Below are 26408 nucleotides of genomic sequence, written 5' to 3' on the forward strand. Positions count from 1 at the left end.
GGGGAGTGGATGGCGGGTGCGTACGCGCCGCACCGGCCGGACCGGGACGTGATTCCCCTGCAACACCGGCTGGCCGGAGCCGCCGACCTGTTGCCGCGTGGCGTCGATGTCCAGTGGGGCGAATGGCTCCACGGAGGACGCTTCATCACCGTGGGCATGATCTGTTGCCCCAACCGGCACGTGACCCACCCGTGCCCGACGGCCCGCTGAAGGTCGCAGATCGGACCCCTCGTACGTCACCGATTTCACGTACCGGTCCGGACCTTGACGTACGCCGCTGTCAGGCCCGCCGATGCGGGGACCTGGGAAGGGGCAGGTCATGCCACGACCTCGGCGAGCGGTCCCGGCCCGAGTGCCGGGGCTTCGTGCTGTCCGGGCCGGGTAGGCGGGGCCCATGAGATTCGGTAACTGGGACGTGCGCCCGCTGGGCGGCTGGACGGGCTGCCTGATGATGATCGTCCTGTCGATCCTGCTGTCGGTGGTGCTGACCGTGATCGTCAACTGGCTGTTGTGAACCGGGGCCTGGCGGGAACGGCGGGCCGCCGGCCATCGGCCGTCACCGGGGCGCCGCCGGGCGGTTCACGAGTCGCGTACCGGGGCGAGGCCGTGCAGTCGCAGCAGGTTCTCGCCGAGGATCTTGCGCTTGGCCTGGTCGGTGAGTTGCGGGTAGCCGTACCCGTCGCACAGGTCCTGCGGGATCGTGAAGTCACGGAACGCGCGCAGCGCCCACTGCGGGTGGAAGATCGGCGCCTCCGAGCCGTAGATGATCTTGTCTTCGCCGCACCAGAAGAGCAGCTTGCCGATGATCTCGGCGAACATCCTCGGGGCGCGGACGACGAAGTTCACCGTGGCGGCCAGGCAGGCGTACAGGTTGGGGTAGCGCACGAGCTGCCAGCAGGTCTCGTCCAGGAACGGCAGGCCGACGTGGAAGATGACGAAGTTGATGTCGGGGAAGTTCGCGGCGGCGCCGTCCATGTCCCACGTCTGCGTGTGCTCGATCGGCTGCGGGCCCAGCGGCACGCCCTTGTGGACGCCGATGAGGTCGATCCCGAGGTCGCGGGCCTTCTCGAAGATCGGGTACGCCACGCGCGGGTCGTCCATCCGCCACGGGTACGGCGAGCCGTAGTCGTAGCGGACGTTGTACAGCTTGAACGCGCGCGCGTTGAACTCCCCCACCTGCCGCTCCATGAGGTCGAGCGCCCGGCGGCCCTCCAGGGGGTTGACCGAGCCCCAGAAGACCGTCCTGTCCGGGTCGCGGGCGGCCAGTTCGGCGCACTCCTGCCAGGGCGACAGGCCGTCGTGGTAGAGGTCGGTGAGCGGGAGCGGCATGGCGACGAGCATGTCGGTGTCCGACTCCTCGAACACCATGCGGCGGATGTCGTCCACGCCCCACTGGCGCAGGAACTCCTCCGGCGGCAGCTTGGTCTCCCCCTCGGGGGTGAGCGTGGTGTGGAAGGCGTACAGGTGGTCGGAGAACATCCGGCCGGCGGCGCCGTAGGCGTTCTTGGCCTCGAAGTTCGTGACGTGGGCGACGCTGTCGAACACGAAGAAGTCGTCGATCATCGCGCTTCCTTCCTGATGAAGGCGTCCTTGTCGGGCACCCGCGCGGGGGCGGGCAGGAAGCGCAGCAGGCGGGCCGCGCGGGGCGAGAGCCGCTCCACGGTCCACGGCTCGTCCCAGACGACCTCCACCTCGGCGCGCTCCACGCCGGGCTGCTCCTCGATGCGCTCGCGGACCTCGGTGAGCACCCGGGCGGCGAACGGGCACCAGCCCGTCGTCAGCAGCAGCTCGACCCGGGCCAGGCCGCCGTCCACCTCGACCGATCGCACCAGGCCCATCTCGACGACCGAGATGCCCTTCTCGCGGCAGCACGGGTCGTAGACCCCGGCCAGCGCCTGGCTGGCCCACTGCGGTATATCCGGCATGTCCTCATCGTCGGACGGGTGTGTCTCCTGGGGTAGGCGCGCTCTTTCAGATGGCGCAGATGCTGAAAGGATGACCGATGACGCACAGCCCAGCGACCTGATCCGCAGCGTCTCGCGCGCGCTCCGCGTGCTGGAGGAGGTGTCACGGGCCGAGCGGCCCCTGCCGGTCAAGGTGATCGCCCGCCGCTGCGGGCTCAACCTGTCCACGTCCTACCACCTGGTGCGCACGTTGTGCTACGAGGGCTACCTGCACCGGCGGCCCGACGGCGACTACCTGCTGGGCTCGAAGGTGGCCGAGCGCTTCCACGACATGCTGGACGCCTTCGAGCGGCCGCCGCACGCCGGGGCCGTGCTGCGCCACCTGTCCGCCGTCACCGGGCACACCGCCTACCTGGCGCAACTCGCCGACGGGCGGCTGCTGGTGGTGGACGTGGCCGAGGGGCCGCGCTCGCCGTGGCTGGAGGACCTGCAGGCGGGCCTGGAGACCGCGCCGCACGCGACCGCCCTGGGCAAGGCGCTGCTGCTGGCGCTGCCGGCCCGCGACCGGCGGGAGGTCCTGACGGGGTACGGGCGGCTGCCCCGCTTCACCTCGGTGACCCCGGCCAGCCCGGAGGACGTGGAGGAGGAGCTGGCGCGGCTGCGGCCGGGGCAGGTGGTGGAGGAGCACGGGCAGTTCCGGCAGCAGGTGGCGTGCGCGGGCGCCGTGGTCCCCGGCACCCACTGGGCGATCGGCGTCTCGACGCGCGGCCTGACCGTCCCGCCCCAGGTCGCCGCCCTCCTGGCCGAGGCGGCCCGGGACCTGGAAGGGACGTGAGGCGCGCGGGCGTGCTGGGCGGCCCGTGAGGCGCCGGGGCGCGCCAGAGGGTCCGTGAGGCGCCGGGGCGTGCCGGGCGGCCCGTGGGCGCGGGCGGGGCCGGGCGGCTCTATCCTCGTGCCTGACGACAGCTCCGCGACGATCGGGACGGGCCGGCATGAAAGTGATCATCTTCGGTGCCACCGGCATGGTCGGGCGGGGCGTGCTGCGGGAGTGCCTGCTCGACGCGCGGGTCTCCGGCGTGCTCACGGTCGGGCGGTCGGCGACCGGCCTGGCGCATCCCAAGCTGCGGGAGATCGTCCACACCGGCCTGCCCGACCTGGCGCCGATCGAGGCGGAGCTGGCCGGGTACGACGCGTGCTTCTTCTGCCTGGGCGTCTCCTCGGCCGGGATGAGCGAGAAGGACTACCGGCACCTCACCTACGACTACGCGGTGGCGGCCGGGAGCACCCTGGCCAGGCTCAACCCCGGCTCGGCCTTCGTGTACGTCTCCGGCGCCGGCACCGACGCGGGCGGGCGGGCCATGTGGTCCAGGGTGAAGGGCGAGACCGAGAACGCCCTGCTGGCGATGGACCTGCGGGCCTACATGTTCCGTCCCGGCTACATCCAGCCCCTGTACGGCGTCACCTCGCGCACCCGCCTCTACCGCCTCGGCTACGTGGTGACCCGCCCGCTCTACCCGGTGCTGCGGCGGATGTTCCCGGCGGCGGTGACGACGACCGAGCAGATCGGCAAGGCCATGATCGCCGTGGCGGCGGGCGGCGCGCCCGGGAGGGTCCTCGGGCCGGCGGACATCAACGCGCTCTGATCCGCCGATGATGGAATAACCGGGAGGCCGGGAGCGCTACCCTAGCCGTTAAAGATTCAACAGTCATGGATGGTGACTAAAGTGCAGTTCGGAATCTTCACCGTGGGCGACGTGACCCCCGACCCCACGACGGGCAGGACGCCGACCGAGCACGAGCGGATCAAGGCGATGGTGACGATCGCGCTCAAGGCCGAGGAGGTCGGCCTGGACGTGTTCGCGACCGGCGAGCACCACAACCCGCCGTTCGTGCCGTCCTCCCCCACCACCATGCTCGGCTACATCGCGGCCAGGACCGAGCGCCTGATCCTGTCCACCTCCACGACGCTGATCACCACGAACGACCCGGTGAAGATCGCCGAGGACTACGCCATGCTCCAGCACCTGGCCGACGGCCGGGTGGACCTGATCATGGGCCGGGGCAACACCGGCCCGGTCTACCCGTGGTTCGGCCAGGACATCCGCCAGGGCATCCCGCTGGCCGTGGAGAATTACGCCCTGCTGCACCGGCTGTGGCGCGAGGACGTGGTGGACTGGGAGGGCCGCTTCCGCACGCCGCTGCAGGGCTTCACCTCGACGCCGCGCCCGCTCGACGGGGTGCCGCCGTTCGTGTGGCACGGCTCGATCCGCAGCCCCGAGATCGCCGAGCAGGCCGCCTACTACGGCGACGGCTTCTTCGCCAACAACATCTTCTGGCCCAAGGAGCACTACCAGCGGCTCATCGACCTCTACCGGCGGCGTTACGCCCACTACGGCCACGGCACGCCCGAGCAGGCCATCGTCGGGCTCGGCGGGCAGGTGTTCATGCGGAAGAACTCCCAGGACGCGATCAGGGAGTTCCGCCCGTACTTCGACGTCGCCCCGGTGTACGGCCACGGGCCGTCGCTGGAGGAGTTCATGGCCGAGACGCCGCTGACCGTGGGCAGCCCGCAGCAGGTCATCGAGCGGACGTTGCGGTTCAGGGAGCACTTCGGCGACTACCAGCGCCAGCTCTTCCTCATGGACCACGCGGGCCTGCCGCTGAAGACCGTGCTGGAGCAGCTCGACCTGCTGGGTGAGGAGGTCGTGCCGGTGCTGCGCGAGGAGTTCGCCAAGGCCCGCCCGGCCGGGGTGCCGGACGCGCCCACGCACGCCTCCCTGCTCGCCGCCAGGCGCGCCGCCGAGGTCCCTGCCCCCGCCCCCGCCCCCGTCGAAGCCTGACCGTACGTCCCCGAAGGGAGATCCCATGAAGCTCGTCGCCGTCACGGCGGGACTCACCCAGCCCTCCTCGACCCGGCTGCTGGCCGACCGCCTCACCGAGGCGACCGCCCGGCGGCTGGCCGGGCACGAGCCGGACGTGCGGGTGATCGAGCTGCGCGAGCTGGCCGGCGACGTGGCCAACGCCTTCGTCACCGGCTTCCCGAACGCCAGGCTGCGCGAGGCGCTGGCGGCGGTCACGGAGGCCGACGGGCTCGTCGCGGTCACGCCGATCTTCAGCGGCTCCTACAGCGGGCTGTTCAAGTCGTTCTTCGACGTGCTCGACAACACGGCGCTGACCGGCAAGCCGGTGCTGATCGCGGCCACCGGCGGCACCGCCCGGCACTCGCTGGCGCTGGAGCACGCGCTGCGGCCGCTGTTCGCGTACCTGCGGGCCGTGGTCGTCCCGACCGCCGTCTACGCGGCGGCGGAGGACTGGGGCGGCGGGCACGACACCTTCACCGACGGCCTGGGCGAGCGGATCGAGCGGGCCGCCGGGGAGCTGGCCGACCTGCTGTCGCACCGCGCCCCGCGGGCCCGGCCGGGCGAGGGCGCCGAGGAGGTCGTGCCGTTCGCGGAGCAGCTCGCGGCGTTGCGCCCGAACCGCTAGTTTCACCGGCGGTCAGGGGAGTATGGTTCGTTAGGAATCTTTCCTAACGAACCAGGAGCTTCCGTGCTGACCGCCACCCTCCTGACCCTCTCGCTCGCCTTAGGCGGGACCGCCTCCGCCGATCTCACCGATCCACACAAGAAGGACATCGCCATGCAACTGGTGTCCAGCGCGGAGAACTCCTCCCTCGACTGGAAGGCCCAGTACGGCTACATCGAGGACATCGACGACGGCCGCGGCTACACGGCGGGGATCATCGGCTTCTGCTCCGGCACCGGCGACATGCTGGCGCTGGTCGAGCTCTACGCCGAGCGCAAGCCGGGCAACGTCCTGGCCAAGTACCTGCCCGCCCTGCGCAGGGTCGACGGCACCGACTCGCACGCCGGCCTCGACCCGAACTTCACCAAGGACTGGAGGACCGCCGCCAAGGACCCCGTCTTCCAGCAGGCCCAGAACGACGAGCGCGACCGCGTCTACTTCAACCCGGCCGTGCGCCAGGCCAAGAAGGACGGGCTGCGGGCGCTCGGCCAGTTCGCCTACTACGACGCGATGGTCATGCACGGCCCCGGCGGCGACAAGCTCAGCTTCGGCGGCATCAGGAAGTCCGCCCTGGCCAAGGCCAGGACCCCGGCGCAGGGCGGCGACGAGACGACGTACCTGCACGCCTTCCTCGACGCGCGCAAGGCGGCCATGAAGGCCGAGGAGGCGCACGAGGACACCACCCGGGTGGACACCATGCAGCGGGTCTTCCTGAACGCCGGCAACCTCGACCTCACCCCGCCGCTGAAGTGGAAGGTCTACGGCGACAGCTACACGATCAAGAGCTGACGCGGAGACCGTGACCCACGGGAACGACCTTGCCAGGGCCGGTGTGGATCGCTAGTTTTGCCCGGATGCGCAGGCCCTTCTTACTGCCGCTGCTCCTGTCCCTGGTGCTTTCCCTGGTGCTGTCCGGCTGCACCTCGCCGCCTCCCGCACCGGCCGCGGTCCCGCCCCCCGCGGCCCCGCCCCCCGTGGACCTGTCCGCGTACCGGAAGGGCCGTTCCGAGCCCGTCGCCGATCCGGTCTTCCCCGGCCACGGCAACCCTGCGGTGGACGTGCTCCACTACTACCTGGCGCTGGACTGGCGCCCGGAGCGCCGCGTCCTGACCGGCACGGCGCGGCTGGTGCTCCGCGTGGCCGCGCCGCGGCCCCTGGGCGAGGTGCGGCTGGACCTCGGGCGCGCGCTCCAGGTGGAGGAGGTCACGCTGGACGGCGCCCCGACCGTGTTCAGCCACCGGGGCGACCGCCTGTCCGTCCTGCCCGCCAGGCCGCTCGCGCCGGACGCGGACGCCGTGCTGAACGTGCGTTACCACGGCAGCCCGGCGCCCGTCGACTCCGGGCTGGAGCGCCCGGACCTCGCCCGGCTGGGCTTCCGCACCGGGCCCGACGGGTCGGCGTACGCGCTGCAGGAGCCCTACGGCGCGTTCACCTGGTTCCCGGTCAACGACCACCCCTCCGACGAGGCGCTGTACGACGTGGCGATCACGGTGCCCGAGGGCTGGTCGGGGGTCGCGCACGGCACCTACCTGGGCCGGAGCGCGGCCGGTGGGTCGAGCACCTTCCGCTGGCGGTCGGACGCGCCGGTGGCCAGCTACCTGACGGTGTTCGCGGCCGACAGGTTCCAGATGTACCGGGACGAGGGGCCGCGGGGCGTCCCCATCACGTACTGGATCCGGCCCGGGGACGCCGCCGCGGCCCTGCCCGTCGCCCGCCGGATGCCGGAGATCATGCGGTGGCTGGAGGACCGGCTCGGCCCCTACCCGTTCCCCAGCGCCGGCCTCGTGGTCACCAGCGACACCGGCATGGAGACGCAGCAGATGATCACCATCGGTCCCGGCAGCATGGAGCCGGACGTGGTGGCGCACGAGCTGGCGCACCAGTGGTTCGGCGACACCGTGACCCCGCGCACCTGGCGGGACGTGTGGCTCAACGAGGGCTTCGCCATGTACCTCGAACTGCGGTGGACGGCCGGCGACCGCGGCGGCGACTTCAACAGCCGCCTGACGGACCTGCGGCGCCAGGACGGCGAGCTCCGCCGGGCGAGCGGGCCGCCGGGCGCCTACCGGCCGCTCGCCTTCGCCACCGCCAACGTCTACTACTGCCCCGCGCTCATGCTGCACGAGATCAGGAACCGGCTCGGCGAGCGCCGCTTCCTCGCGATGCTCCGGGCCTGGCCGCAGGAGCACCGCGACACCACGCAGGACCGGGCGTCGTTCACGGCCTGGATCAACCGGCACACCGGCGAGAACCTCACCCGGCTCATCGGCGCCTGGCTGGACTCGGAGAGCACGCCACACTGACGGGCGGGCGGGGGTACGTTGGCACCAACGTCAACATACGGGGTTGATCATGTCAAATGGTGCCCGTCATGCTCTCGGAGTGGTCGCCGGGCTGCTCCTCCCTCCTCTGACGCTCGCCGGCCTCTGCTACGGCACCGACCAGGTCGCCGACCAGACCCGGGGCGTGTTCCAGGTCCCGTGGCCGGCGATCGGGGTGCTGGCCGCCACCGGGATCGTGCTGGCGTTCCTGGCCGGCTCGCGGATCTCGCCGGTCGCCTCGCTGCTCGGCGGGCTCGCGTTCACCGCGCTGGGCCTGCTGCCGCTGGTCCGGACGGTCAGCGGCCTGACCTTCGAGCCGCAGGAGCTGCTGCCCGCCCAGCTCCGCGACGGCTACCTCGCCCTCGCCTCCCTGGGGCTGCTGCTGGTCCTCGGGGTGGCGCTGCTGGCCGTCTCGGCGTTCCCGTCGCGGTGGCGGGCCGCCGCCGAGCCGCCGCTCACCTCCTCCGCGTACGGGCAGGGCCCCTCGCCCTACCTGCCCGAGGACGCCACCCGCCCGATGTACCGCGAGTGAGCCGCGCCCGGCCTGGCAGAATGCGGGCCATGCGCGACTTGAGGATCAGTGACTACCTGGCCGAGCTGGCCGGCCGGGTGCCCGCGCCCGGCGGCGGCGCGGCGGCGGCCCTGCACGCGGCGCAGGCCGCCGCGCTGCTCGGCATGGTGGCCCGCTACACCACCGGCGAGAAGTACGCCGCCCACGCCGCGACCGTCGAGGCCGTGATCGCCGAGACCGACGAGCTGCGGGCGCGGGCGCTGCGGCTGGCCGAGGAGGACGCGGCGGCCTTCACCGCGGTCACCGACGCCTACCGGCTGCCCAAGGGCGAGGAGCGCACCGCCGCCGTCGCCCGCGCGCTGGCCGGCGCGGCCGAGCCGCCCGCCCGGGTGGTCGAGGCCGCCGCGCGCGCGACCGAGCTGTGCGAGCTGCTGCTGCCCGTCGCCAACCGCAACCTCCTCACGGACGTGGCGGCCGCCGCCGACGCCGCCCGCGCCGCGCTCACCACCGCCAGGATCAACGTCGAGGTCAACCTGTCCGGGCTGGAGGACGAGGGGCCGCGCGCGGAGCTGAGCGCCCGCCTGTCCGCCGTGGACGGCGCCGTCGCCAGGGCGGACCGGGTGGCGGCCGCGGTACGCGAGGAGATCAAGCCGTGAGGACCCTGACCGGCAAGGACCTGGCCGCCGCCGTCCGGGAGCGCACCCGGGCCGCGGCCGCGGCGGGCGGGCAGCCGCGCCTGGCCGTGGTGGTGGCCACGGACGACGAGGCGAGCCTGTGGTACGTCCGCTCCATCGCCAAGGCGGCGGCCGGGGCGGGCGTCGCCTGCGACGTCGTCGAGCTGGGGCCGCACGCCAGGCCCGAGTCCGTCGCCGAGACCCTGGCCCGGCTCAGCGGCGACCCCGGGGTGCACGGCGTGATGCTGCAGACGCCGCTCCCGGCGGGCGCCTCGGCGCAGGAGCTGGCCGCGGCCATCGACCCGGCCAAGGACGTGGACGGCGCCAACCCGCTCTCCCTCGGGCGGCTGGCGGCGGGACTGCCCGCGTTCGCGCCGGCCACGGCCGCGGCCGTGCTGGCGCTGCTCGACCACTACGGGGTGGAGCTGGAGGGGCGGCGGGCCGTGGTGGTGGGGCGCTCGACGGTCGTCGGCAAGCCCCTCGCCCACCTGCTGCTCGACCGGAACGCCACCGTCACCGTCTGCCACTCCCGCACCCGCGACCTGGCCTCGGTCACCTCGCGGGCCGACGTGCTGATCGCGGCGGCCGGGCGGGCGGGCCTGATCGGGGCCGGGCACGTCGCGCCGGGCGCGGTCGTCATCGACGTCGGCACGAACCCGACCGAGGACGGCGGCCTGACCGGCGACGTCGACGCCGCCGCGGTCGCGCCGGTGGCCGGCGCGCTGACCCCGGTCCCCGGCGGCGTCGGCCCGGTGACCACGGCCCTCCTGCTCCACCACACGGCCCGCGCGGCGGCCGCCTCGTGACGCGCGGGACGCGGCCCGCCCCGGAGGGCGGCCGGGCGTGAGCCGGTGGACGTGCCCGCAGTGCGACCGGGAGTTCGCCCGGGAGCGGCAGTCGCACGTCTGCGTGCCCGGCTGCACGGTGGACGAGACGTTCGCGCCGCACCCGCCCGTCTACCGGGAGATCTACGACCGGTTGCTGGAAGGGCTCGGCCCGGTCCACGAGGACGCGGTGCGGGTCGGGGTGTTCCTGAAGAGCGGGCGGAAGTTCGCCGAGGTGCGGCCGAGGGCCCGTAGCCTGTCGCTGGCGCTGGCGCTGCCCAGGCGGGTCGAGCACCCGCTGATCGCCCGGGCGCTGCCCGGGCCCGGCGGGCGTACGTGGCACATGTTCAAGCTCACCCGCGTGCAGGACGTGGACGAGCGGATCCTCGCCTGGATGGCCGAGGCTTGTGATGATCATGGAGGTTTCTGATGGGTGACGTGCTGGTCGTGCAGAACAGCCGCAGCGGCGGCCCGAGCCGGGTGGGTGCCTGGCTGGCCGAGGCCGGGCACGAGCTGGACATCGTGCTCGCCCACGAGGGCGCGCCGCTGCCCGACCGGCTCGGGCACGACGCCATGATCATGCTGGGCGGCGGCTACCTGCCCGGCGACGACGCCCGCGCGCCGTGGCTGGCGGACGCCCGGCGGCTGGTGGGCCAGGCGCTGGCCAGGAGCGTGCCGCTGCTCGGCATCTGCCTGGGCGGCCAGATGATCGCCGAGGTGGCGGGCGGCGAGGTCACCGGCGACACGGGCGCGCCCGAGAACGGCAGCCTGCCCGTCACGATCCGGCCGGAGGCCGCCGCGGACCCGCTCTTCCACGGGCTGCCCCCGGCGGTGCCCGCCGTCGAGCACCACAAGGACGCGGTCACCGGGCTGCCGCCGGGCGCCGTCTGGCTGGCGGAGACCGCGGCCTGCCCCTACCAGGCGTTCCGGGTGGGCGAGCGGGCCTGGGGGGTGCAGTTCCATCCCGAGGTGCTGCCCGCGCGCATCCGGGAGTGGCAGGCCGACGGCTTCGACCCGGACGAGGTCTACGCCCGGGCGGTGGCCGACGAGCCGGTGTCCACGCCGATCTGGCACGAGGTGACCCGGCGCTTCGCCGCCCTGGTCACCGAGCACGCCACGTCCGGGGCTCAGCCGGCCGGGGCTCAACTGTCCGGGGCTCAGCCGGCCGGGGCTCAGCCGGCCGGGGCTCAGCCGGCGTAGGAGTCCCAGGCCAGCTTGACGGCCACCGCCAGCCCGCAGGCCGCGGCCAGGTAGCGCAGGCTCTGGCCCGGCAGGCGGCGGGCGATCTTGGGGCCGAGCCAGCCGCCGAGGAGGAAGCCGGCCGCCAGCGGCGGGGCCGCGCTCCAGTCCACCGGCCCGAAGAGCGCGAAGCCGAGCGCGGCCACCGCGTTGGCCAGGCCGGACAGCACGTTCTTCATCGCGTTGAGCTTGGCGGGCGGGTGGCCGGACGCCGAGCGGCCGAACATGGCGGTGAGGACGGCGAGCAGCAGGATGCCGCCGGCCGCGCCGAAGTAGCCGGTGTAGCAGGTGACGGCGAACAGCGCGATCCGCCCCAGCACCCCGTGCTCGCCGCGCCCGCCGCCGGAGGGCGGCCGGATCAGCAGGAGCGAGGCCATCGCGATCAGCCAGGGGGCGATCAGCTCGAACGTCCTGGCCGGGGTCAGCAGCAGCAGGAGGGCGCCGGCCGCGCCGCCCAGCGCGGCGATCGGGCCGAGGCGGAGCATCCGGTCGCCCTCCCCCGCCAGCTCCGGGCGGGAGCCGGCGGCGGCGCCGACGCCGGTGAAGACGAGGGCCACGGTGTTGGTGACGTTGGCGGTCAGCGGCGGGAGGCCGAAGGCGAGCAGGGCCGGGTAGGAGACGAGGGAGGCGAGGCTCACCACCGTGCTCACCACGCCGGCCGCGACGCCGACGCCGAGCAGCCCGAGCACGTCTCCGAAGATCACCCGGCCATGCTATGGCTTGTCCGTTTTGTCCGCTCGGTCGGGGCGGGTCCTCAGATCACGCGCCGCGGGCGCCGTCCGCAGGCCGAGCAGGTCCACCGAGCGCTCCCGCATCTCCACCTTGCGGATCTTCCCGGTGACCGTCAGCGGGAAGGCGTCCACGACGTGCACGTACCGGGGGATCTTGTAGTGCGCCAGGCGCCCCGCGCAGTACTCCCTGACCCGCCCGGCCGTGAGCGGCTCGGCGCCGGGGCGCATGACCACCCAGGCCATGACCTCCTCCCCGTACTTCTCGTCCGGCACCCCGATGACCTGGACGTCGGCGATGTCCGGGTGGCCGTAGAGGAACTCCTCGATCTCGCGCGGGTAGATGTTCTCGCCGCCCCGGATGATCATGTCCTTGATGCGGCCGACCACGTTGACGTAGCCGGCCTCGTCCATCGTGGCCAGGTCGCCGGTGCGCATCCAGCGGGCCTCATCGATGGCCTCGGCGGTCCTGTCCGGCTCGTTCCAGTAGCCGAGCATGACCGAGTAGCCGCGCGTGCACAGCTCGCCCGGCTCGCCGCGCGGGACGGGCAGCCGGGTCTCCGGGTCCACGATCTTGATCTCGACGTGCGGCATCGCCCGGCCCACGGTGCCGGTCCTGCGGGCCAGGTCGTCGTCGGCCCTGGTCATGGTGGAGACGGGCGAGGTCTCGGTCATGCCGTAGCAGATGGCGACCTCGCGCATGTTCATCTCGCCGACGACGCGCTTCATGACCTCGACCGGGCACGGCGAGCCGGCCATGATGCCGGTGCGCAGCGACGACAGGTCGAACCCGGCGGCCAGGGCCAGCTCGGCGATGAACATCGTCGGCACCCCGTACAGGGAGGTGCACCGCTCCTGCTGCACGGCCCGCAGCGCGGCCTCGGGGTCGAAGCCCGGCGACGGGATGACCACGCACGCGCCGTGCGAGAGCGCGCCGAGATTGCCCATCACCATGCCGAAGCAGTGGTAGAACGGCACCGGCAGGCACACCCGGTCGGCCTCGGTGTAGTGCAGCAGCTCGCCGACGAAGTAGCCGTTGTTGAGGATGTTGTGGTGCGACAGCGTCGCGCCCTTGGGGAAGCCGGTGGTGCCCGAGGTGTACTGGATGTTGATCGGGTCGTCGAAGCTCAGCTCCGCCTCCCTGGCCGCCAGGGCGGCGGCCGGGGCCCGCTCGGCGAGCAGGGCGTCCCAGCTCGGGTCGTCGAAGTACACGACGTCGGCGAGACCGATCTCGTTGATCATGGCGCGGTAGTCGCTGCCCTTGTGGGTCAGCGCGCTGATCAGCAGGCTCATCCCCGACTGCTCGGCCACGTACCGCAGCTCGTGGGTGCGGTAGGCGGGATTGACGTTGACCAGGACGGCGCCGATCCTGGCGGTGGCGTACTGGACGAGCACCCACTCGGCGCGGTTGGGCGACCAGATGCCGACCCGGTCGCCCTTGCGCACGCCCCTGGCCAGCAGCGATCGGGCCAGGGCGGTCACGTCGGCGTCCAGGCGGGCGTAGGTCCACCTGCGGCCGGCCGGCATGTCCACGAGCGCTTCCCGCTCGCCGAAGCGGGCCGCCGCCCGTTCGAGGTTCGCGCCGACGGTCTCGCCCAGCAGGGGCGTGTCGGCGGTTGCGCTGGAGTACGACAACATGTGCCCAGTGTCAGCCGTCCGCCCGCGCGCGCACCAGGGCCACCAGTCCCGAGACCGCCGCCGTCGCCGCCCCCAGCCCGGCGGCCGCGGCCCAGCGGCGCTGGCGGGCGACACGCCGCTCCACCTCCGCGTACGGCGTCGTCGTGAACGACACCAGCTCGTAACGCGAGCGGTACCCCGGCAGCACCCGCTCCAGCGCGTGCTCCACCCGCTTGCCGGCCAGGAACGCCCGGGAGCCGACCCTGTCGCGCATCTCCACGAAGTTGTCCAGGGCCAGCCGGGCGATCACGTCGGTGTCCGCGCGGCGGCGCTCGAACAGCTCCAGCGCGCGCGGGAAGTCGTCGCCCGTCCGGTCGAGGCAGCGCTCCAGCTCGACGCAGTCCTCGAAGCCGCAGTTGGCGCCCTGGCCGTAGAAGGGCACGATGGCGTGCGCGGCGTCGCCGATCAGGCCGACCGTGGCGGCCGGCGTGGTGACGTGCCAGGGCGAGCAGCGCACGGTGACCAGGTGGCCGACCGGGTTGTCCCGGTAGCCGGCGACCAGGCCGGGCATCAGCTCGAACGCGTCCGGGTAGTGCTCGGCGAAGTACGCCCGCACCTTGTGCGGCGTGTCGAGCGCGGCGAGGGTGTCGTGCGGCCAGAAGAGCGTGCAGGTGAAGGAGCGGTCCGGGTTCGGCAGCGCGATCATCATCGAGCGGCCGCGCGGCCAGATGTGCAGCGCGCCCGGATCCAGGGCGAACTGCCCGCGCAGCGCCGGGATGCTCAGCTCCTTGTAGCCGTAGTCCAGGTAGTCCTGGCTGAAGCTGACGCCGGGCAATCGTTGCAACCGCGCCCGCACCGCGCTGCGCGCCCCGTCCGCGCCGATCACCACCCGCGCCCGGGCCTCGCCCCCGCCGGGGTCGAAGGCGAGGGTGCCGCGGCGCTCGTCGAGGCCGGTGAGCCGGTGGCCGAAGCGCACCCGGACGCCGGGCAGGGCGGTGGCGGCCTCCAGCAGCTCGCGGTTGAGCGCGGCGCGGCCGATGGAGTTGATCGCGTGGGCGCCGCCGGCGCTGTAGGGCTGGAACGACAGGCCGCCGTCCTGGGCGTGCATCATCCGGCCCGCCATCGGCAGGGCCGCCGCCCTGACCCGGTCGTCCAGGCGCAGGCGGCGCAGGGCGTCGAGGCCGCGTTCGGACAGGGCCAGGTTGATGGAGCGGCCCGCGTCGCCCGCCCGCCGCTCGCGGGGGTCGGGGCGGCGCTCGTACAGGGTGACCTGGTGGCCGCGGCGGGCCAGGAAGCAGGCGAGCAGGCAGCCGACCAGGCCGGCGCCGACGATCGTGACCTCCATGTTCCCTTCGTACGGCGGAGCCCGGCCCCTGTCCACCACAAACCGTCTACAACAGGGATGTCAGGGTCTCGGCCGCCGCCCGCCAGATCGGCGTCCCGGGGGTGATCACGTCGAAATGGTCGCCCGGCATCTCCAGGTAGGTGACCTCGTCCCCGGCCCGCAGGGCGGCTCCCGCGTACCGGCGGCCGAAGTCGACCAGGTCCAGGTCGTCGGCGCTGCCCTGGACGACGAGCTGCGGCACGCCGAGCGGGAGCCGGAGCAGCGGCGAGGCGGCGGCGTACCGGCCGGGCCGGGCGGCGTGCGGGCCGCCGAGCGCGGCGGCGACCGCGCCGGCGCTGGCCCAGCGCCGGTCGCCCTCGACGAGGTCGAGCACGCCCGCCAGCGAGAGCACCAGCGCCGCCGGCGTGCCGTCGGCCGCGGCCCGCAGCGCGAGCTGGGCGCCCGCGGAGTGGCCGGCCAGCGCCAGCCGGCCGAGGTCGAGGGGGGCGCCGCACCCGGCCAGCGCGGCCAGGCCGGCGGCGACGTCCTCGGCGGTCGCGTCCCAGCCGTGCAGGTCGGGGCGGCGGTATTCGAGGTTCCAGACGGCGAGCCCGCGCCCGGTCAGGTCGGCGCAGAGCGCCTCCATGAGGTCGGCGGCCCAGATCGAGCGCCAGTACCCGCCGTGGATCAGCGCCACGACCGGCGGCAGCGCCCCGCCGGGATGCGAGGGGACGGGATTCGAGGGGGCGGGGTCCGGGGTGGCGGGGTCCGGGGGCAGGTACAGGTCGCCCCACTGGTCCCGGTGCGGGCCGTACGGGATGCGGCGGCGGGCCGGGTGCCGCAGCCGGTGGACCGCGTGCCGGATCCCCCAGGTCAGCCCGGCCACCCCGCGCCCGTGCAGGTGCGTGGCCTCCTCCCCCGGCTCGACGCCGTCGGCGCGCTCGACGTCCACCCACACCACCGGCCCGAGCGGCCGCCCGATCAGCTCGCGCACCTCGCCTGCGGGCCCGGGCAGCACCACCGCGCCGGGCCGCAGCAGGGACGCGACCCGGGCGGCGTCCCGCGCGTGCACCACCGACCCCGCCACGCCCAGCGCCGCGAACTCGCGCTCGGCCACCTCGCCGACCAGCGCGGCGTCGGCCACGACCCCCGGACCCACCACGACCAGCACCTCGTCCATGGATGCCGAGCGTACAGAAGGCGCTTTGGCCGAGGCTTTATCCGTTCTCGCACGGGACGGGAGATCACGCACGCCGGGATCCGGATATGGAAGCGGAAGCGTCCACATGGAAGGAGCCGGAGCGATGACGACCGGCGACGATCGTCCCGTGCTGACCACCCGGCAGGGGCACCCCGTCTACGACAACCAGAACCAGCGCACGGTGGGATCGCGCGGCCCGGCGACCCTGGAGAACTACCACTTCCTGGAGAAGATCAGCCACTTCGACAGGGAGCGCATCCCGGAGCGCGTGGTGCACGCGCGCGGGACGACCGCCTTCGGCTACTTCGAGGCGTACGGCAGGTACGGCGACGAGCCCATCGCCCGCTACACCAGGGCGAAGCTGTTCCAGGAGGCCGGCAAGCGCACCGACGTGGCGCTGCGCTTCTCCACCGTGATCGGCGGGCGCGACTCCGCCGAGACGGCCAGGGACCCGCGCGGCTTCGCCATCAAGTTCTACACCGAGGACGGCAACTGGGACCTGGTGGGCAACGACCTGGCGGTGTTCTTCATCCGGGACGCCATCAAGTTCCCCGACGTGATCCACGCGCTCAAGCCCGACCCGATCACCTTCCGCCAGGAGCCCGCGCGGATTTTCGACTTCATGTCGCAGACCCCCGAGTCGATGCACATGCTGGTGAACCTGTTCAGCCCGCGCGGCATCCCCGCGACCTACCGGCACCTGCAGGGCTTCGGGGTCAACACCTACCGGTGGGTCAACGCGCAGGACGAGTCCCGCCTGGTGAAGTACCACTGGATGCCCAAGCAGGGCGTGCGCAGCCTCACCGAGGAGGACGCCGCCGCGATCCAGGCGCACGACCTCGGCCACGCCACCAGGGACCTGCACGACGCGATCGCGCGGGGCGACTTCCCCGAGTGGGAGCTGGTCGTGCAGATGATGAGCGACGACGAGCACCCGGAGCTGGAGTTCGACCCGCTGGACGACACCAAGGTCTGGCCGGAGAACGAGTTCCCCGCGCTGCCGGTGGGCCGCCTGGTGCTCAACCGCACCGTCTCCGACAACTTCGGCGAGAACGAGCAGATCTCCTTCGGCACCGGCGTGCTGGTGGACGGGCTCGACTTCTCCGACGACAAGATGCTCGTCGGCCGCACGTTCTCCTACAGCGACACCCAGCGTTACCGGGTCGGCCCCAACTACCTGCAGCTCCCGGTCAACCAGGCCAGGAACGCCGACGTGCGCACCAACCAGAGCGACGGCCTGATGATGTACGCGCCCGACAGCCGGGGCCGCAGCCCGCACATCAACTACGAGCCCTCGATCACCGACGGGCTGCGCGAGGCCGACCCCATCGGCAGCCCCGAGGTCGGGCCGGAGATCAACGCGCGGGTCACCCGGCAGCGGATCACCCGCACCAACGACTACCTCCAGGCCGGGCAGCGCTACTGCCTGATGCACCAGTGGGAGAAGGACGACCTGGTCAAGAACTTCACCACGAACCTGGCCCAGTGCCCGCGCCCCATCCAGGAGCGCATGGTCTGGCACCTGCTGCTCGTCGAGGACGACCTGGGGCTGCGGGTCGGGCAGGGGCTCGGCATCTCGGCGTCCGACGTGGCCCACCTGGAGCCGCTGCCCAAGCAGCAGCTCACCGAGGAGGACCGGCGGCGGCTGGCCAACCTGGGCAAGAACGGGCCGCGCGACGTCGGCGACCTGAAGATGACCCACTGCGTGCCGAACGAGCGCGGCCTGCCGTAACCCGGCCGTCCCGCCCGGCGATAGGTTGGGCCGGGTGCAGGTGCAGCAGCTCCATCCGTGGCCGTCCACCGCGCGGGAGGCCGAGGCCGTCCAGGACCGGCTCCGCCCGCGCGTCGAGCTGTCGGGGCCCGACTCCTTCGCCCTGGTGGCGGGCCTGGACGTGCACTACCACGGCTCCGGCGGCGACGGCCTGACCGCCGCCGTGGTCGTCATGGACGCCGGCACGCTCGACGTGGTCGAGCAGGTCACCGTGGACGGCGTGGCGGCCTTCCCGTACGTGCCGGGGTTGTTCGCCTTCCGCGAGCTGCCCGCGCTCGTCGAGGCGCTGGAACGACTCACCGTCACGCCCGACCTGCTGGTGTGCGACGGCCACGGGCTGGCCCACCCGCGCGGGTTCGGGCTGGCCTGCCACCTCGGCGTGCTGACCGGGCTGCCCGCGCTGGGGGTGGGCAAGACGCCGTTCGTCGGCGCGTACGAGCCGCCGGCGGCGCGGCGCGGGTCGTGGACGCCGATCGTGCACGGCGGCGCCGTGGTGGGCCGCGCCCTGCGCACGCGGGACGGCGTCAAGCCGGTGTACGTCTCCCAGGGGCACCGCGTCTCCCTGGAGACCGTCACCGCCCAGGTCCTCCGCCTGACCCCGCGCTACCGCCTGCCCGAGCCCATCCGCCGCGCCGACCACCTCGCCCGCCACCCCGCTCCCTAGGGACATCCCTCCGGCGGCGTCCCTCCAGCGGCACCGGCCCCGGTACGTGCCCGGCCGGCGCCCCGGCGCCGTGCGGCCCGTCCCCGCCCCGCTCATGAGCTGCCCGGCCGGCGCCCCGGCGCCGTGCGGCCCGCCCCGCCCCGCTCATGAGCTGCCCGGCCGTCACCGCCTGCGCCAGCACGGCGCCGCCGGGCATCCGCCGCCCGTCGTCGTCGCCACTACCCCTCTGGGCGTCTGCCAGGGCCGCCCGCGCGTCAGGCGGGGGTGTGCGCTCCCGACCACTCCAGCGGCGGCAGCACGGCCTGCGCGTCCGCGCCGCCGAACCACAGCCCGATCATGAACGCGGCCGTCGCCTCCAGCTGCGTCGCCCGGGCCAGCCCGCCGCCGTCCACCGGCGTGCAGCCGAGGTCGGTCACCAGCGTGCGCGCCGCCGCCAGCGCCGCCGGGTCGTCCCCGCACAGCGGCACGGCCAGCGGCCGGCCGTCGAACACCGGCGGCCGCATCCGCCACACGTCCACGTGGCACAGGTTGAACGCCTTGACCACGTGGCCGCCGCTGAGCCGGGCGATGAGCAGCGCGGGCGAGCGCGCCGGGTCGTAGGCGGCCGGGTCCGCCGCGTTGGTCACGTCCACCAGGGGCTTGCCGCGCAGCGCCGGGCCGCTCGCCGTCAGCACGTCCACCAGGCCCGCCTCGCGCACCGCCACCACCACGACGTCCCCGAAGGCGGCCGCCTCGGCCCAGCTCCCGGCCGTCACCCGGCCGGTCGTCCCCGGCGCCCCCGGCGTCCCCGTGATCCCCGGCGTCCCCGTGATCCCCGGCGCCCCCGTAATCCCTGGCGTCCCCGGCATCCCCGCCGCCTCCGCCATCTCCGCCATCTTCGCCGCGCGGGCGGCGCTCGCGCGGGCGTCCCTGCCGCTGATCATGATCTCGTGTCCCGCTCCGGCCCACCGGGTGCCGAGCGCGTCCGCCATCCCGCCGGCGCCGAGGATCCCGATCCGCATGCGCGTCCTCCTCCTGAGAAGGGTTTTACTGATAGGAGGACTGTAGGAAGCCCGTCACGCACCATCCGGTGCCCATCGAAAGGTCCGCGTTGTTCCTCGCCGACTGCCAGGCCCGGCTGGCGTTCGACCTGCTCGGCAACACCTGGAACGCCGTCGTGCTCTGGGCCCTGCGGCACGGCCCGCGCCGCCCCGGCCTGCTGCGGGAGGAGATCGGCGGCATCAGCACGAAGGTGCTCACCGAGACGCTGCGCCGGCTGGAGTTCAACGGCCTGGTGACGCGGCACGCGTACGCCGAGGCCCCGCCGCGCGTCGAGTACGAGCTGACCGACCTCGGCCGCACCCTGCTCGGCCCGATCGGCGCGTTCGGGGAGTGGGCCTTCGAGCACGCCGACGAGGTCATGGCGGCGCAGGACCGCTGGGACGCGCCCGCCTCCTGAAAATCCCGCCGTGAACGTAGCGTTACTGACTTACTACCCTGGGTAACTACACGTCGGTTGTTCTTTACCGTCACTCAGGAGGTGCCATGCTCACCGGCTCACGCCGGGCCCTCACGCCCGTCCTCGCCGCCGCCCTCGCCGTCACCGGCCTCGGCCTGCTCACCGCGCCGGCCGCCCACGCCGTCGTGGACCCCTTCTCCGTGGGGGCCTGCCTCGCGACCGCGGCGACCGAGCTCACGACCGTCGTCGATCCGGCCGCGCCGAGCGTCCCCGCCGAGGTCCCGGCGGTGTCCTGCCTCCATCCCTGACCCGCTCCCCCGCCCCCCGCTCCCTCCCTCCCCCTCCGCTCCCCCCCGCAGATGAGCAGCAGCCACAAGGAGACCTCTTGAAGGCCGGATCCCTGACCGTCATCGCCGCCTTCGCGCTGGCCACCGCCATCACACCCCCCGTCCTCCTCGACCACCTCGGCTCCGGGTCGCCGCCCCTGGCCGAGATCCAGACCTGGGTCCAGCACGTCAACGTCCTGACGTCGTAGTGGGAATGGCCCAGCTCTCCGTGGCCCGGACCCCCGCCGGGCCACGGTCGGCGCTCACCCGCGTCGGCTACGTCATGTTCCTCAGCCGCTGGATCCAGGTGCCGCTCTACCTCGGGCTGATCGTCGCCCAGATCGTGTACGTGTGGCGCTTCATGGTGGAGCTCGCCCACTTGGTCCACCTCGGGTTCGGCGGCTCGCCGCCGGAGACCGTCGTCATGCTCATCGTCCTCGGCCTCGTGGACGTCGTGATGATCTCCAATCTGCTGATCATGGTGATCGTCGGCGGCTACGAGACGTTCGTCTCGCGGCTGCGCATCGAGGGCCATCCCGACCAGCCGCAATGGCTCTCGCACGTCAACGCCAACGTGCTCAAGGTCAAGCTGGCGATGGCGATCATCGGGATCTCCGGCATCCACCTTCTGCAGATCTTCATCAACGCCGGCAAGCCGGCCATCACCGACAGGGAGTTGTTGTGGAAGACGCTGATACACCTGACGTTCGTGGTGTCCGCCGTCGCGCTCGCCCTGATCGACCGGATCATGACGTACGGGCGCTTGAGACCCGACAGCAACGACCAGGGCGGGCGGCCCGCCGAGCGACCCCAGGAGCGGCTGATCGCCTAGGGGCGGCAGTGGCCGCTGGCGGGGCCGGAGCACTGGCTGGAGCGCTCCTGCTGCTCTGCGCCGCCCCGGCACACGCCGCCCCGGCACACGCCACTCCCGCGCACGCCACTCCCGCTCAGGCCGTCCCGGTTCAGGCCGTGGCCGCTCACTCCGGCTCGGGGCACGCCGGTCCGCCGCCGCCCCTCATCGGGGACGTGACCGTCTTCAACGACGAGATCGTCGAGCCGGTGTCGGTGCCGGTGAGCACCTGCGGTGGCGCGTCGCTGCTCGCGCGGGCGCCCGCCACCTGCAAGGACACCTCGCGCGTCTCCGACGACGACGCCTGACCCACCGTCCGCGTCCACCGCCCGCGTCCACCGTCCCTGCGTCCACCGTCCCTGCGTCCCCTGTCTCCGGGCTCGTCCGCCGTCTTCCCGGGCGGGCGGGCCCGGCTCCTCAGCCGTACAACCGCTCCAGGACCGCCGCCACCCCGTCCTCGTCGTTCGACAGCGTGCGCCGCGACACCGCCGCCAGCACCGCCTCGTGCGCGTTGGCCATCGCGTAACCCGCGCCCGCGTACGCCAGCACCGCCAGGTCGTTCGGCATGTCGCCGAAGGCCACCACCTCGCCCGCCGCGACGCCCCGCGCCCGGCAGAGCCGGTCCAGGGTGGCCGCCTTGGTCACGCCCGGGGCACTGATCTCCACGAGGCCGCTCTCCCCCGACTGCGTGATCTCGGCCAGGCCGGCCAGCACCGCCGGCACGGCGGCGATCATCTCGTCGGCGGTGTGGGCCGGCGAGTGCGCGAGCAGCTTGACGACCGGCCCGGCGACCGGCCCGGCGAGAGACCCGGCGGCAGCCCCGGCAGGAGGCTCGGCCGTGCCGAAGAGCGCGGTCACCTCCCGGTAGAACGCCAGGTCCTCCGGCACGCGCCGGGTGTAGGCGGCCTCGACCAGCACGTCCCGCCCCGTCTCCACCGCCAGCCCGACGCCGGGCAGGGCCTCGGCCAGGGCGAGCGCGGCCCGGCGGGCAGCGGCCGGGTCGAGCGGCAGGCTCTCGGTGATCTCGTCGGTCTCCAGGTCGTAGACGATGGCGCCGTTGCTGCAGATCGCGGTGCCCGTCACGCCCGCCTGCTCGGCGACGGCGCGCACGCCGCGCGGCGGCCGCGCGGTGACGAAGACGATCTCGGCCCCGGACTCGCGGGCCAGGCGGAGCGCGTCCCTGGTGCGCGGCGAGACCGTGCGGGCGGAGGTCAGGAGGGTGCCGTCGAGGTCGGTGGCCACGATACGAGGAGGCGTCATACGTTGTAAGGTACGCGCGTGCCCTCCGACCCCCGCCCCGACGACCGTCCGGCCTCCGCCTTCCGTTTCGCCACCGAGCTGGTCGCCTGGGTGGCGACCCCGTGGGCGCTGGCCCCGCACTCCGTCCTGCTGGCGGTGCTGTCGGTGGTGGTGCTGATCGGGCTGCCGACGGTGTTCTCCACCCCCGGCGACAAGCGGAACGTGATCGTCGCCGTCCCCGGGTACGTCACGATCGCGCTGGTCGTGCTGCAGCTCGTGGCCGCCGTGGCGGCGGCGTGGGCGGCCTGGCACGCGGCGGTCGCCGCGCTGGTGACCGTGCTGGCCGTGGTCACCGTGGTGCTGGAGCTGCCCCGCTGGCGCTGGCTGACGTCCGGCTGAGCGACGGGCCACGGACAGTGGGCGCGTGGCCGGTGAGCGGCGGGCCACGGACAGCGGGCGCGCGGCCGGTGAGCGGCGGGCGGCGGGCTCACATGCGCATCTCGGTGGGCAGCCGGACGTCCGCGTTCATCAGCTCCACGCCCAGCAGCCGCCCCTGCTCGCCGTAGTCGAGGACGACGTCCTCGGCCACCACCTGGCGTACGGCCTCGCCGGGGATGATCTCGTGCTTCATCGCGATGTAGGCCAGGTCGTTCTCCCGGTCCCAGGTGACGTACACGGTCTGGGCGCGCGGCCCGGACGGCACGTCCTCCCAGCTCAGGCGCCCTTCCTTGGCCTCGTGCGAGCCGGTCACGGCGGCCCGTACCATGGCCATCGCCAGCTCGACCGCGCCCAGCGAGTCGAGCCCCGTGACCTTCCGATCGTGCTCCCACCCGTCGAGCCCGTCGATCCGGTAAGGGCACGACCACTCCCCCGTCGGCTCCTCGTACGGCATGCCGACCGTGACGACCACGTCCTGGGGCGGATCGCCGCGCAGCGTCAGCACCCGATGGGCGATCTCGTACATGTCTGCTGCCTTACCCCGGCCGCCCGTCCGGGAAGACTGGCGAACGGGAACGGCCGGTCTCCTGTTCAGCCGAGCGGCCGGTCCCGTAGGGTCGGCCGCGTAGCCGTGCGAAGGAGTTCGTCGACATGAACGAGTCGTTCGGGGCGCGCCTGCGAGCCAGGCTCGACGCGTGCGGACCACTGTGCGTGGGCATCGATCCGAGCCCGGCGCTGCTCGGAGCCTGGGGGCTGGACGACTCGCCGTCCGGTCTCGAACACTTCAGCCGGACCGTCGTGGAGGCCGTGGCGGAGGTGGCGGCGGTGGTCAAGCCGCAGTCGGCCTTCTTCGAGCGGTGGGGCAGCCGCGGCGTCGCCGTCCTTGAGCGCACCATCGCCGACCTGCGGGAAGCGGGCACGCTGGTGCTGCTGGACGTCAAGCGGGGCGACATCGGCAGCACGATGGCCGCCTACGCCGAGGCGTACCTCGACCGGGGCAGCCCGCTGGCCGCCGACGCCGTGACGCTGAGCCCCTATCTGGGGTTCGGGTCGCTGGAGGGCGCGATCGCCTCGGCGGTGGCCAACGACGCCGGCGTGTTCGTGCTGGCGCGCACCTCCAACCCGGAGGCGGCCGATCTGCAGCGGCTCGTGGCCGGGCAGGTGCTGGCGGGCGCGGCCGAGGTGAACGCGGGGCACGCGCCGTTCGGGCCGGTCGGGGTCGTGATCGGCGCCACGCTGGCCGAGGTGGAGCATCCGCTGACCGGGCTCAACGGGCCGATCCTGGCGCCGGGCCTGGGCGCGCAGGGCGCCACGCCCGCCGACGTGGCCCGGCTGTTCGCGCCGGTGCGGCACGCCGTCCTGCCGTCGGTGTCGCGGGCCGTGCTGGCCGACCCCAAGCGACTGCGCGGCCGCACCCTCCACTACCGCGACGAGTGCCTGGCGCATCTGACGCCCGAAGCGGCGGCCCGGCGATGAGCTTCCGCACGCGCCTCGCCGTGGACGCCCCGGCCGAGCTGGTCTGGCGGACGATGACGGACGTGACGCGCTGGCCGGAGTTCACCCCGACGGTGACCGGCGTGCGGATGCTGGACGACGGGCCGCTCGCGGTCGGCTGCCGGGTGCGCATCGAGCAGCCCGCGATGCCGGTCCTCGACTGGCTGGTGACGGCCCTGACGCCGGGCCGGTCGTTCGTCTGGGAGACCGTCGCGGCCGGCGTGACGATCGCGGCCGGGCACGCCGTCGAGCCGGGCGGGCGCGGCGGGGCCGAGGTCGTGCTGTCCATCACCCGGTCGGGGCTGCTGGCGCCGGTCCTCGCCCTGCTGACCGGCGCCCGCACCCGCCGCTACGTGCGCACCGAGGCGCTCAGCCTCAAGCGCCGCTGCGAGGACCCGCCGTGAGGAGCCCCAGCCCCCGGACCGCCTCGCCGTCCGGGGTCTCGCCGCCCGGAGCCTGGCCGCCAGGAGCCTCGCCGACGGCGGCCTGGTCGTCCGGGGTCGGGTCGTCCGGGGTCAGGGCGCGGTTGACCGCGGACAGCACCGCGTGGACCGACGCGGTCAGGACCGAGGTGTCCCGGGCCACGCCCCAGCGGGTCACGCCGCCGGTGCGCGCCTCGACGTAGGCGACGGCCTCGCTGCCCGCCTCCGCCCCCAGCGCGTGCTCGGCGTAGCCGAGGATCTCCACGTCGAGGCCGTCGGCGGCCAGGGCGGCGGTCAGCGCCGACAGCGGCCCGTTGCCGGTGCCGTGCAGGCGGCGGCCGGAGCGCAGCGTGCCGGTGAACGTGTGCGTGCCCGGCCCGGCCTGCGCGGTCGTCCACTCGGCGAACGTGCCGGCCTCGCCGGGGGCGACGTAGGCGGCGTGGAACAGCTCCCACAGCTCCTCGGCCGTGATCTCCTCGCCGCTGCCGTCCGTGGCCCGCTGCACGACCGCCGCGAAGTCGATCTGCAGGCGGCGCGGCAGCTCCAGGCCGTAGCGGCTACGCAGCAGGTACGCGATGCCGCCCTTGCCCGACTGGCTGTTGACCCGGATCACCGCCTGGTAACCGCGGCCCACGTCGGCCGGGTCGATCGGCAGGTACGGCACCTCCCACGGCGCCCGCTCCGGCGGCACGCCCAGCTCGGCGGCGCGCTCGGCGTGGTGGGCCAGGCCCTTGCCGATGGCGTCCTGGTGGGTGCCGGAGAAGGCGGTGTGGACGAGGTCGCCCGCGTACGGGTGCCGGTCGTGGACCGGCAGGCGGTTGCAGTGCTCGACCGTGCGCCGGATCCCGTCGAGGTCGGAGAAGTCGATCATCGGGTCGACGCCCTGGGTGTGCAGGTTGAGCGCGAGCGTCACCAGGTCCACGTTGCCGGTGCGTTCGCCGTTGCCGAACAGGCAGCCCTCCACCCGCTGCGCCCCCGCCAGCACGGCCAGCTCGGCGCAGGCCACGCCGGTGCCGCGGTCGTTGTGCGGGTGCACGGACAGGATCACGGCGTCCCTGCGGTCGAGGTGGCGGTGCATGTACTCGATCTGGTCGGCGTACACGTTGGGCGTGGCGACCTCGACCGTGGCGGGCAGGTTGTGGATCACCGGGCGGTCGGGCGAGGCGTCCCACAGGGCGGTCAGGTCGTTGCACACCTCCAGCGCGTAGTCGGGCTCGGTGAGGTTGAAGACCTCGGGGGAGAACTCGAAGCGCACGTCCGGCCGGCCCTCGGCGAGCCGGGCGATCCGCTCGGCGGCGGCCCTGATGAGGGCGCGCAGCTCGTCGCGGCCGTGGCCGAGCACGATCTCGCGCCAGGTGGGCGCGGTGGCGGTGTAGAGGTGGACGACCGCGCGCGGCATGCCGGCGATGGCGGCGAAGGTGCGCTCGATGAGGTCCTGGCGGGCGGCGGTGAAGACCACGGGCGTCACGTCCTCGGGCAGCGCGCCCGGCGCGGCCAGCTCGCGGACGAAGTCGAAGTCCAGCTGGCTGGAGGACGGGTAGCCGACCTCGATCTCCTTGAACCCCATGCGCACCAGCAGGTCGAACATCGTGCGCTTGCGGGCCGGGTCCATCGGCTCGGCCAGGGCCTGGTTGCCGTCGCGCAGGTCCACCGGCACCCAGAGCGGCGCCTGCGTGATCCGGTTGGCGGGCCAGGCGCGCTCGCCGGCGAGGGGCACCTCGACGCGCTCGTGGGCGGGGCGGTAGCGGTAGGACGGCATCGTGCTGGGGCGTTGCCGGTTCCATAGGTACATGTCGGTCGTGTTCCTTGTCGTCCGTCTCCAATGGGGGAAGACCGGCACGCTCGGGCCACCGCGACGGGGTGCCGGTCCGGTCAGGCCCCGCCGCGGCGGCCGAGGA

At 73.6% G+C, this 26408-nt stretch carries 31 protein-coding genes; 21 read left to right on the plus strand and 10 right to left on the minus strand.

Features of this window, described 5'->3' with window-relative positions; genetic code table 11:
• Window positions 1-579 precede the first annotated feature (579 nt).
• Window positions 580-1563, minus strand: coding sequence for an amidohydrolase family protein (locus AB0H75_RS46665; protein WP_367807845.1), 984 nt, complete (start codon window positions 1561-1563; stop codon window positions 580-582).
• Complete coding sequence (locus tag AB0H75_RS46670; protein ID WP_367807847.1) at window positions 1560-1925, minus strand: metal-sulfur cluster assembly factor; 366 nt, start codon at window positions 1923-1925, stop codon at window positions 1560-1562. The genes AB0H75_RS46665 and AB0H75_RS46670 overlap by 4 nt, the downstream gene beginning before the upstream one ends.
• 70 nt (window positions 1926-1995) lie before the next feature.
• On the opposite strand from AB0H75_RS46670, the gene AB0H75_RS46675 reads away from it, so the two are divergent.
• From AB0H75_RS46675 to AB0H75_RS46725, 11 genes are all read left to right on the plus strand, one after another.
• Window positions 1996-2739, plus strand: a complete 744-nt coding sequence (locus AB0H75_RS46675; protein WP_367807849.1) for an IclR family transcriptional regulator — start codon at window positions 1996-1998, stop codon at window positions 2737-2739.
• A 157-nt stretch (window positions 2740-2896) separates the two neighbouring features.
• Window positions 2897-3547, plus strand: coding sequence for an epimerase (locus AB0H75_RS46680; protein ID WP_367807851.1), 651 nt, complete (start codon window positions 2897-2899; stop codon window positions 3545-3547).
• Window positions 3548-3628: 81 nt separating this feature from the next.
• Window positions 3629-4744 (plus strand): LLM class flavin-dependent oxidoreductase, encoded by a 1116-nt coding sequence (locus AB0H75_RS46685; protein ID WP_367807853.1) that lies wholly within the window; start codon window positions 3629-3631, stop codon window positions 4742-4744.
• Between the two features lie 25 nt (window positions 4745-4769).
• Entirely contained in the window at window positions 4770-5390 is a 621-nt protein-coding gene (locus AB0H75_RS46690) for an FMN reductase (RefSeq protein WP_367807855.1), read from the plus strand.
• Between the two features lie 63 nt (window positions 5391-5453).
• The gene (locus AB0H75_RS46695; protein ID WP_367807857.1) at window positions 5454-6218 is read left to right on the plus strand and encodes a chitosanase; all 765 of its coding nucleotides are present in this window, start codon (window positions 5454-5456) and stop codon (window positions 6216-6218) included.
• Window positions 6219-6283: 65 nt separating this feature from the next.
• Window positions 6284-7732, plus strand: coding sequence for a M1 family metallopeptidase (locus AB0H75_RS46700; RefSeq protein ID WP_367807859.1), 1449 nt, complete (start codon window positions 6284-6286; stop codon window positions 7730-7732).
• 79 nt (window positions 7733-7811) lie between these two features.
• Window positions 7812-8282, plus strand: coding sequence for a hypothetical protein (locus AB0H75_RS46705; protein ID WP_367807861.1), 471 nt, complete (start codon window positions 7812-7814; stop codon window positions 8280-8282).
• A 29-nt stretch (window positions 8283-8311) separates the two neighbouring features.
• Entirely contained in the window at window positions 8312-8917 is a 606-nt protein-coding gene (locus AB0H75_RS46710) for a cyclodeaminase/cyclohydrolase family protein (protein ID WP_367807863.1), read from the plus strand.
• Window positions 8914-9741 (plus strand): bifunctional 5,10-methylenetetrahydrofolate dehydrogenase/5,10-methenyltetrahydrofolate cyclohydrolase, encoded by an 828-nt coding sequence (locus AB0H75_RS46715; RefSeq protein WP_367807865.1) that lies wholly within the window; start codon window positions 8914-8916, stop codon window positions 9739-9741. Before AB0H75_RS46710 ends, AB0H75_RS46715 begins: the two co-directional genes overlap by 4 nt.
• A gap of 37 nt (window positions 9742-9778) precedes the next feature.
• On the plus strand, window positions 9779-10189 hold the full coding sequence (locus AB0H75_RS46720; protein WP_367807867.1) for a DUF5655 domain-containing protein: 411 nt from the start codon (window positions 9779-9781) through the stop codon (window positions 10187-10189).
• Window positions 10189-10959, plus strand: a complete 771-nt coding sequence (locus tag AB0H75_RS46725) for a type 1 glutamine amidotransferase (protein ID WP_367807869.1) — start codon at window positions 10189-10191, stop codon at window positions 10957-10959. The genes AB0H75_RS46720 and AB0H75_RS46725 overlap by 1 nt, the downstream gene beginning before the upstream one ends.
• On the opposite strand, the gene AB0H75_RS46730 is transcribed toward AB0H75_RS46725, so the two are convergent.
• From AB0H75_RS46730 to AB0H75_RS46745, 4 genes are read right to left on the minus strand one after another with little or no spacing between them, the layout of a single operon-like run.
• Window positions 10947-11702, minus strand: a complete 756-nt coding sequence (locus AB0H75_RS46730) for a sulfite exporter TauE/SafE family protein (protein WP_367807871.1) — start codon at window positions 11700-11702, stop codon at window positions 10947-10949. The two genes, AB0H75_RS46725 and AB0H75_RS46730, sit on opposite strands and share 13 nt — an antisense overlap.
• A 9-nt stretch (window positions 11703-11711) precedes the next feature.
• Window positions 11712-13364, minus strand: a complete 1653-nt coding sequence (locus AB0H75_RS46735) for an AMP-binding protein (RefSeq protein WP_367807873.1) — start codon at window positions 13362-13364, stop codon at window positions 11712-11714.
• Between the two features lie 10 nt (window positions 13365-13374).
• Complete coding sequence (locus AB0H75_RS46740) at window positions 13375-14688, minus strand: FAD-dependent oxidoreductase (RefSeq protein ID WP_367807875.1); 1314 nt, start codon at window positions 14686-14688, stop codon at window positions 13375-13377.
• Between the two features lie 46 nt (window positions 14689-14734).
• Window positions 14735-15847, minus strand: a complete 1113-nt coding sequence (locus tag AB0H75_RS46745; RefSeq protein ID WP_367807877.1) for an alpha/beta hydrolase — start codon at window positions 15845-15847, stop codon at window positions 14735-14737.
• A gap of 124 nt (window positions 15848-15971) precedes the next feature.
• On the opposite strand from AB0H75_RS46745, the gene AB0H75_RS46750 reads away from it, so the two are divergent.
• Window positions 15972-17600 carry a catalase gene (locus AB0H75_RS46750; RefSeq protein WP_367807879.1) on the plus strand — a complete coding sequence of 543 codons (1629 nt, stop codon included), beginning with the start codon at window positions 15972-15974 and terminating at the stop codon, window positions 17598-17600.
• Window positions 17601-17634: 34 nt separating this feature from the next.
• Window positions 17635-18303, plus strand: a complete 669-nt coding sequence (locus tag AB0H75_RS46755) for an endonuclease V (protein ID WP_367807881.1) — start codon at window positions 17635-17637, stop codon at window positions 18301-18303.
• Between the two features lie 254 nt (window positions 18304-18557).
• Here the strand turns inward: AB0H75_RS46755 and AB0H75_RS46760 are convergent, their stop codons facing one another.
• The gene (locus tag AB0H75_RS46760; protein ID WP_367807883.1) at window positions 18558-19304 is read right to left on the minus strand and encodes an NADPH-dependent F420 reductase; all 747 of its coding nucleotides are present in this window, start codon (window positions 19302-19304) and stop codon (window positions 18558-18560) included.
• A 68-nt stretch (window positions 19305-19372) separates the two neighbouring features.
• Here AB0H75_RS46760 and AB0H75_RS46765 point away from each other — a divergent pair, with 68 nt between their 5' ends.
• The 5 genes from AB0H75_RS46765 to AB0H75_RS46785 all read left to right on the plus strand — a co-directional run bounded on the left by AB0H75_RS46765 (window position 19373) and on the right by AB0H75_RS46785 (window position 21225).
• The gene (locus AB0H75_RS46765) at window positions 19373-19741 is read left to right on the plus strand and encodes a winged helix-turn-helix transcriptional regulator (RefSeq protein WP_367807885.1); all 369 of its coding nucleotides are present in this window, start codon (window positions 19373-19375) and stop codon (window positions 19739-19741) included.
• Between the two features lie 86 nt (window positions 19742-19827).
• Window positions 19828-20049 (plus strand): hypothetical protein, encoded by a 222-nt coding sequence (locus tag AB0H75_RS46770; RefSeq protein WP_367807887.1) that lies wholly within the window; start codon window positions 19828-19830, stop codon window positions 20047-20049.
• A gap of 77 nt (window positions 20050-20126) precedes the next feature.
• The gene (locus AB0H75_RS46775) at window positions 20127-20276 is read left to right on the plus strand and encodes a hypothetical protein (protein ID WP_367807889.1); all 150 of its coding nucleotides are present in this window, start codon (window positions 20127-20129) and stop codon (window positions 20274-20276) included.
• 5 nt (window positions 20277-20281) lie between these two features.
• Window positions 20282-20899: a TIGR00645 family protein gene (locus tag AB0H75_RS46780; RefSeq protein WP_367807891.1), complete on the plus strand. Its 618-nt coding sequence runs from the start codon at window positions 20282-20284 to the stop codon at window positions 20897-20899.
• A gap of 137 nt (window positions 20900-21036) precedes the next feature.
• A complete protein-coding gene (locus tag AB0H75_RS46785) occupies window positions 21037-21225 on the plus strand; it encodes a hypothetical protein (protein WP_367807893.1) in 189 nt (62 codons plus the stop codon).
• A 109-nt stretch (window positions 21226-21334) separates the two neighbouring features.
• On the opposite strand, the gene AB0H75_RS46790 is transcribed toward AB0H75_RS46785, so the two are convergent.
• Window positions 21335-22177: an HAD family hydrolase gene (locus tag AB0H75_RS46790; RefSeq protein WP_367807895.1), complete on the minus strand. Its 843-nt coding sequence runs from the start codon at window positions 22175-22177 to the stop codon at window positions 21335-21337.
• An 18-nt stretch (window positions 22178-22195) separates the two neighbouring features.
• Here AB0H75_RS46790 and AB0H75_RS46795 point away from each other — a divergent pair, with 18 nt between their 5' ends.
• A complete protein-coding gene (locus tag AB0H75_RS46795; RefSeq protein ID WP_367807897.1) occupies window positions 22196-22555 on the plus strand; it encodes a hypothetical protein in 360 nt (119 codons plus the stop codon).
• Window positions 22556-22643: 88 nt separating this feature from the next.
• Here the strand turns inward: AB0H75_RS46795 and AB0H75_RS46800 are convergent, their stop codons facing one another.
• A complete protein-coding gene (locus tag AB0H75_RS46800; protein WP_367807899.1) occupies window positions 22644-23120 on the minus strand; it encodes a DUF2283 domain-containing protein in 477 nt (158 codons plus the stop codon).
• 125 nt (window positions 23121-23245) lie between these two features.
• Here AB0H75_RS46800 and pyrF point away from each other — a divergent pair, with 125 nt between their 5' ends.
• The gene (gene pyrF, locus AB0H75_RS46805) at window positions 23246-24070 is read left to right on the plus strand and encodes an orotidine-5'-phosphate decarboxylase (RefSeq protein WP_367807901.1); all 825 of its coding nucleotides are present in this window, start codon (window positions 23246-23248) and stop codon (window positions 24068-24070) included.
• Entirely contained in the window at window positions 24067-24492 is a 426-nt protein-coding gene (locus tag AB0H75_RS46810; protein WP_367807903.1) for an SRPBCC family protein, read from the plus strand. Before pyrF ends, AB0H75_RS46810 begins: the two co-directional genes overlap by 4 nt.
• Here AB0H75_RS46810 and leuA read toward each other — a convergent pair.
• Window positions 24464-26302 (minus strand): 2-isopropylmalate synthase, encoded by a 1839-nt coding sequence (leuA, locus tag AB0H75_RS46815; protein WP_367807905.1) that lies wholly within the window; start codon window positions 26300-26302, stop codon window positions 24464-24466. The two genes, AB0H75_RS46810 and leuA, sit on opposite strands and share 29 nt — an antisense overlap.
• Between the last annotated feature and the right edge of the window lie 106 nt (window positions 26303-26408).

The organism is Nonomuraea sp. NPDC050783 (assembly GCF_040802095.1).
Taxonomy (GTDB): Bacteria; Actinomycetota; Actinomycetes; order Streptosporangiales; family Streptosporangiaceae; genus Nonomuraea.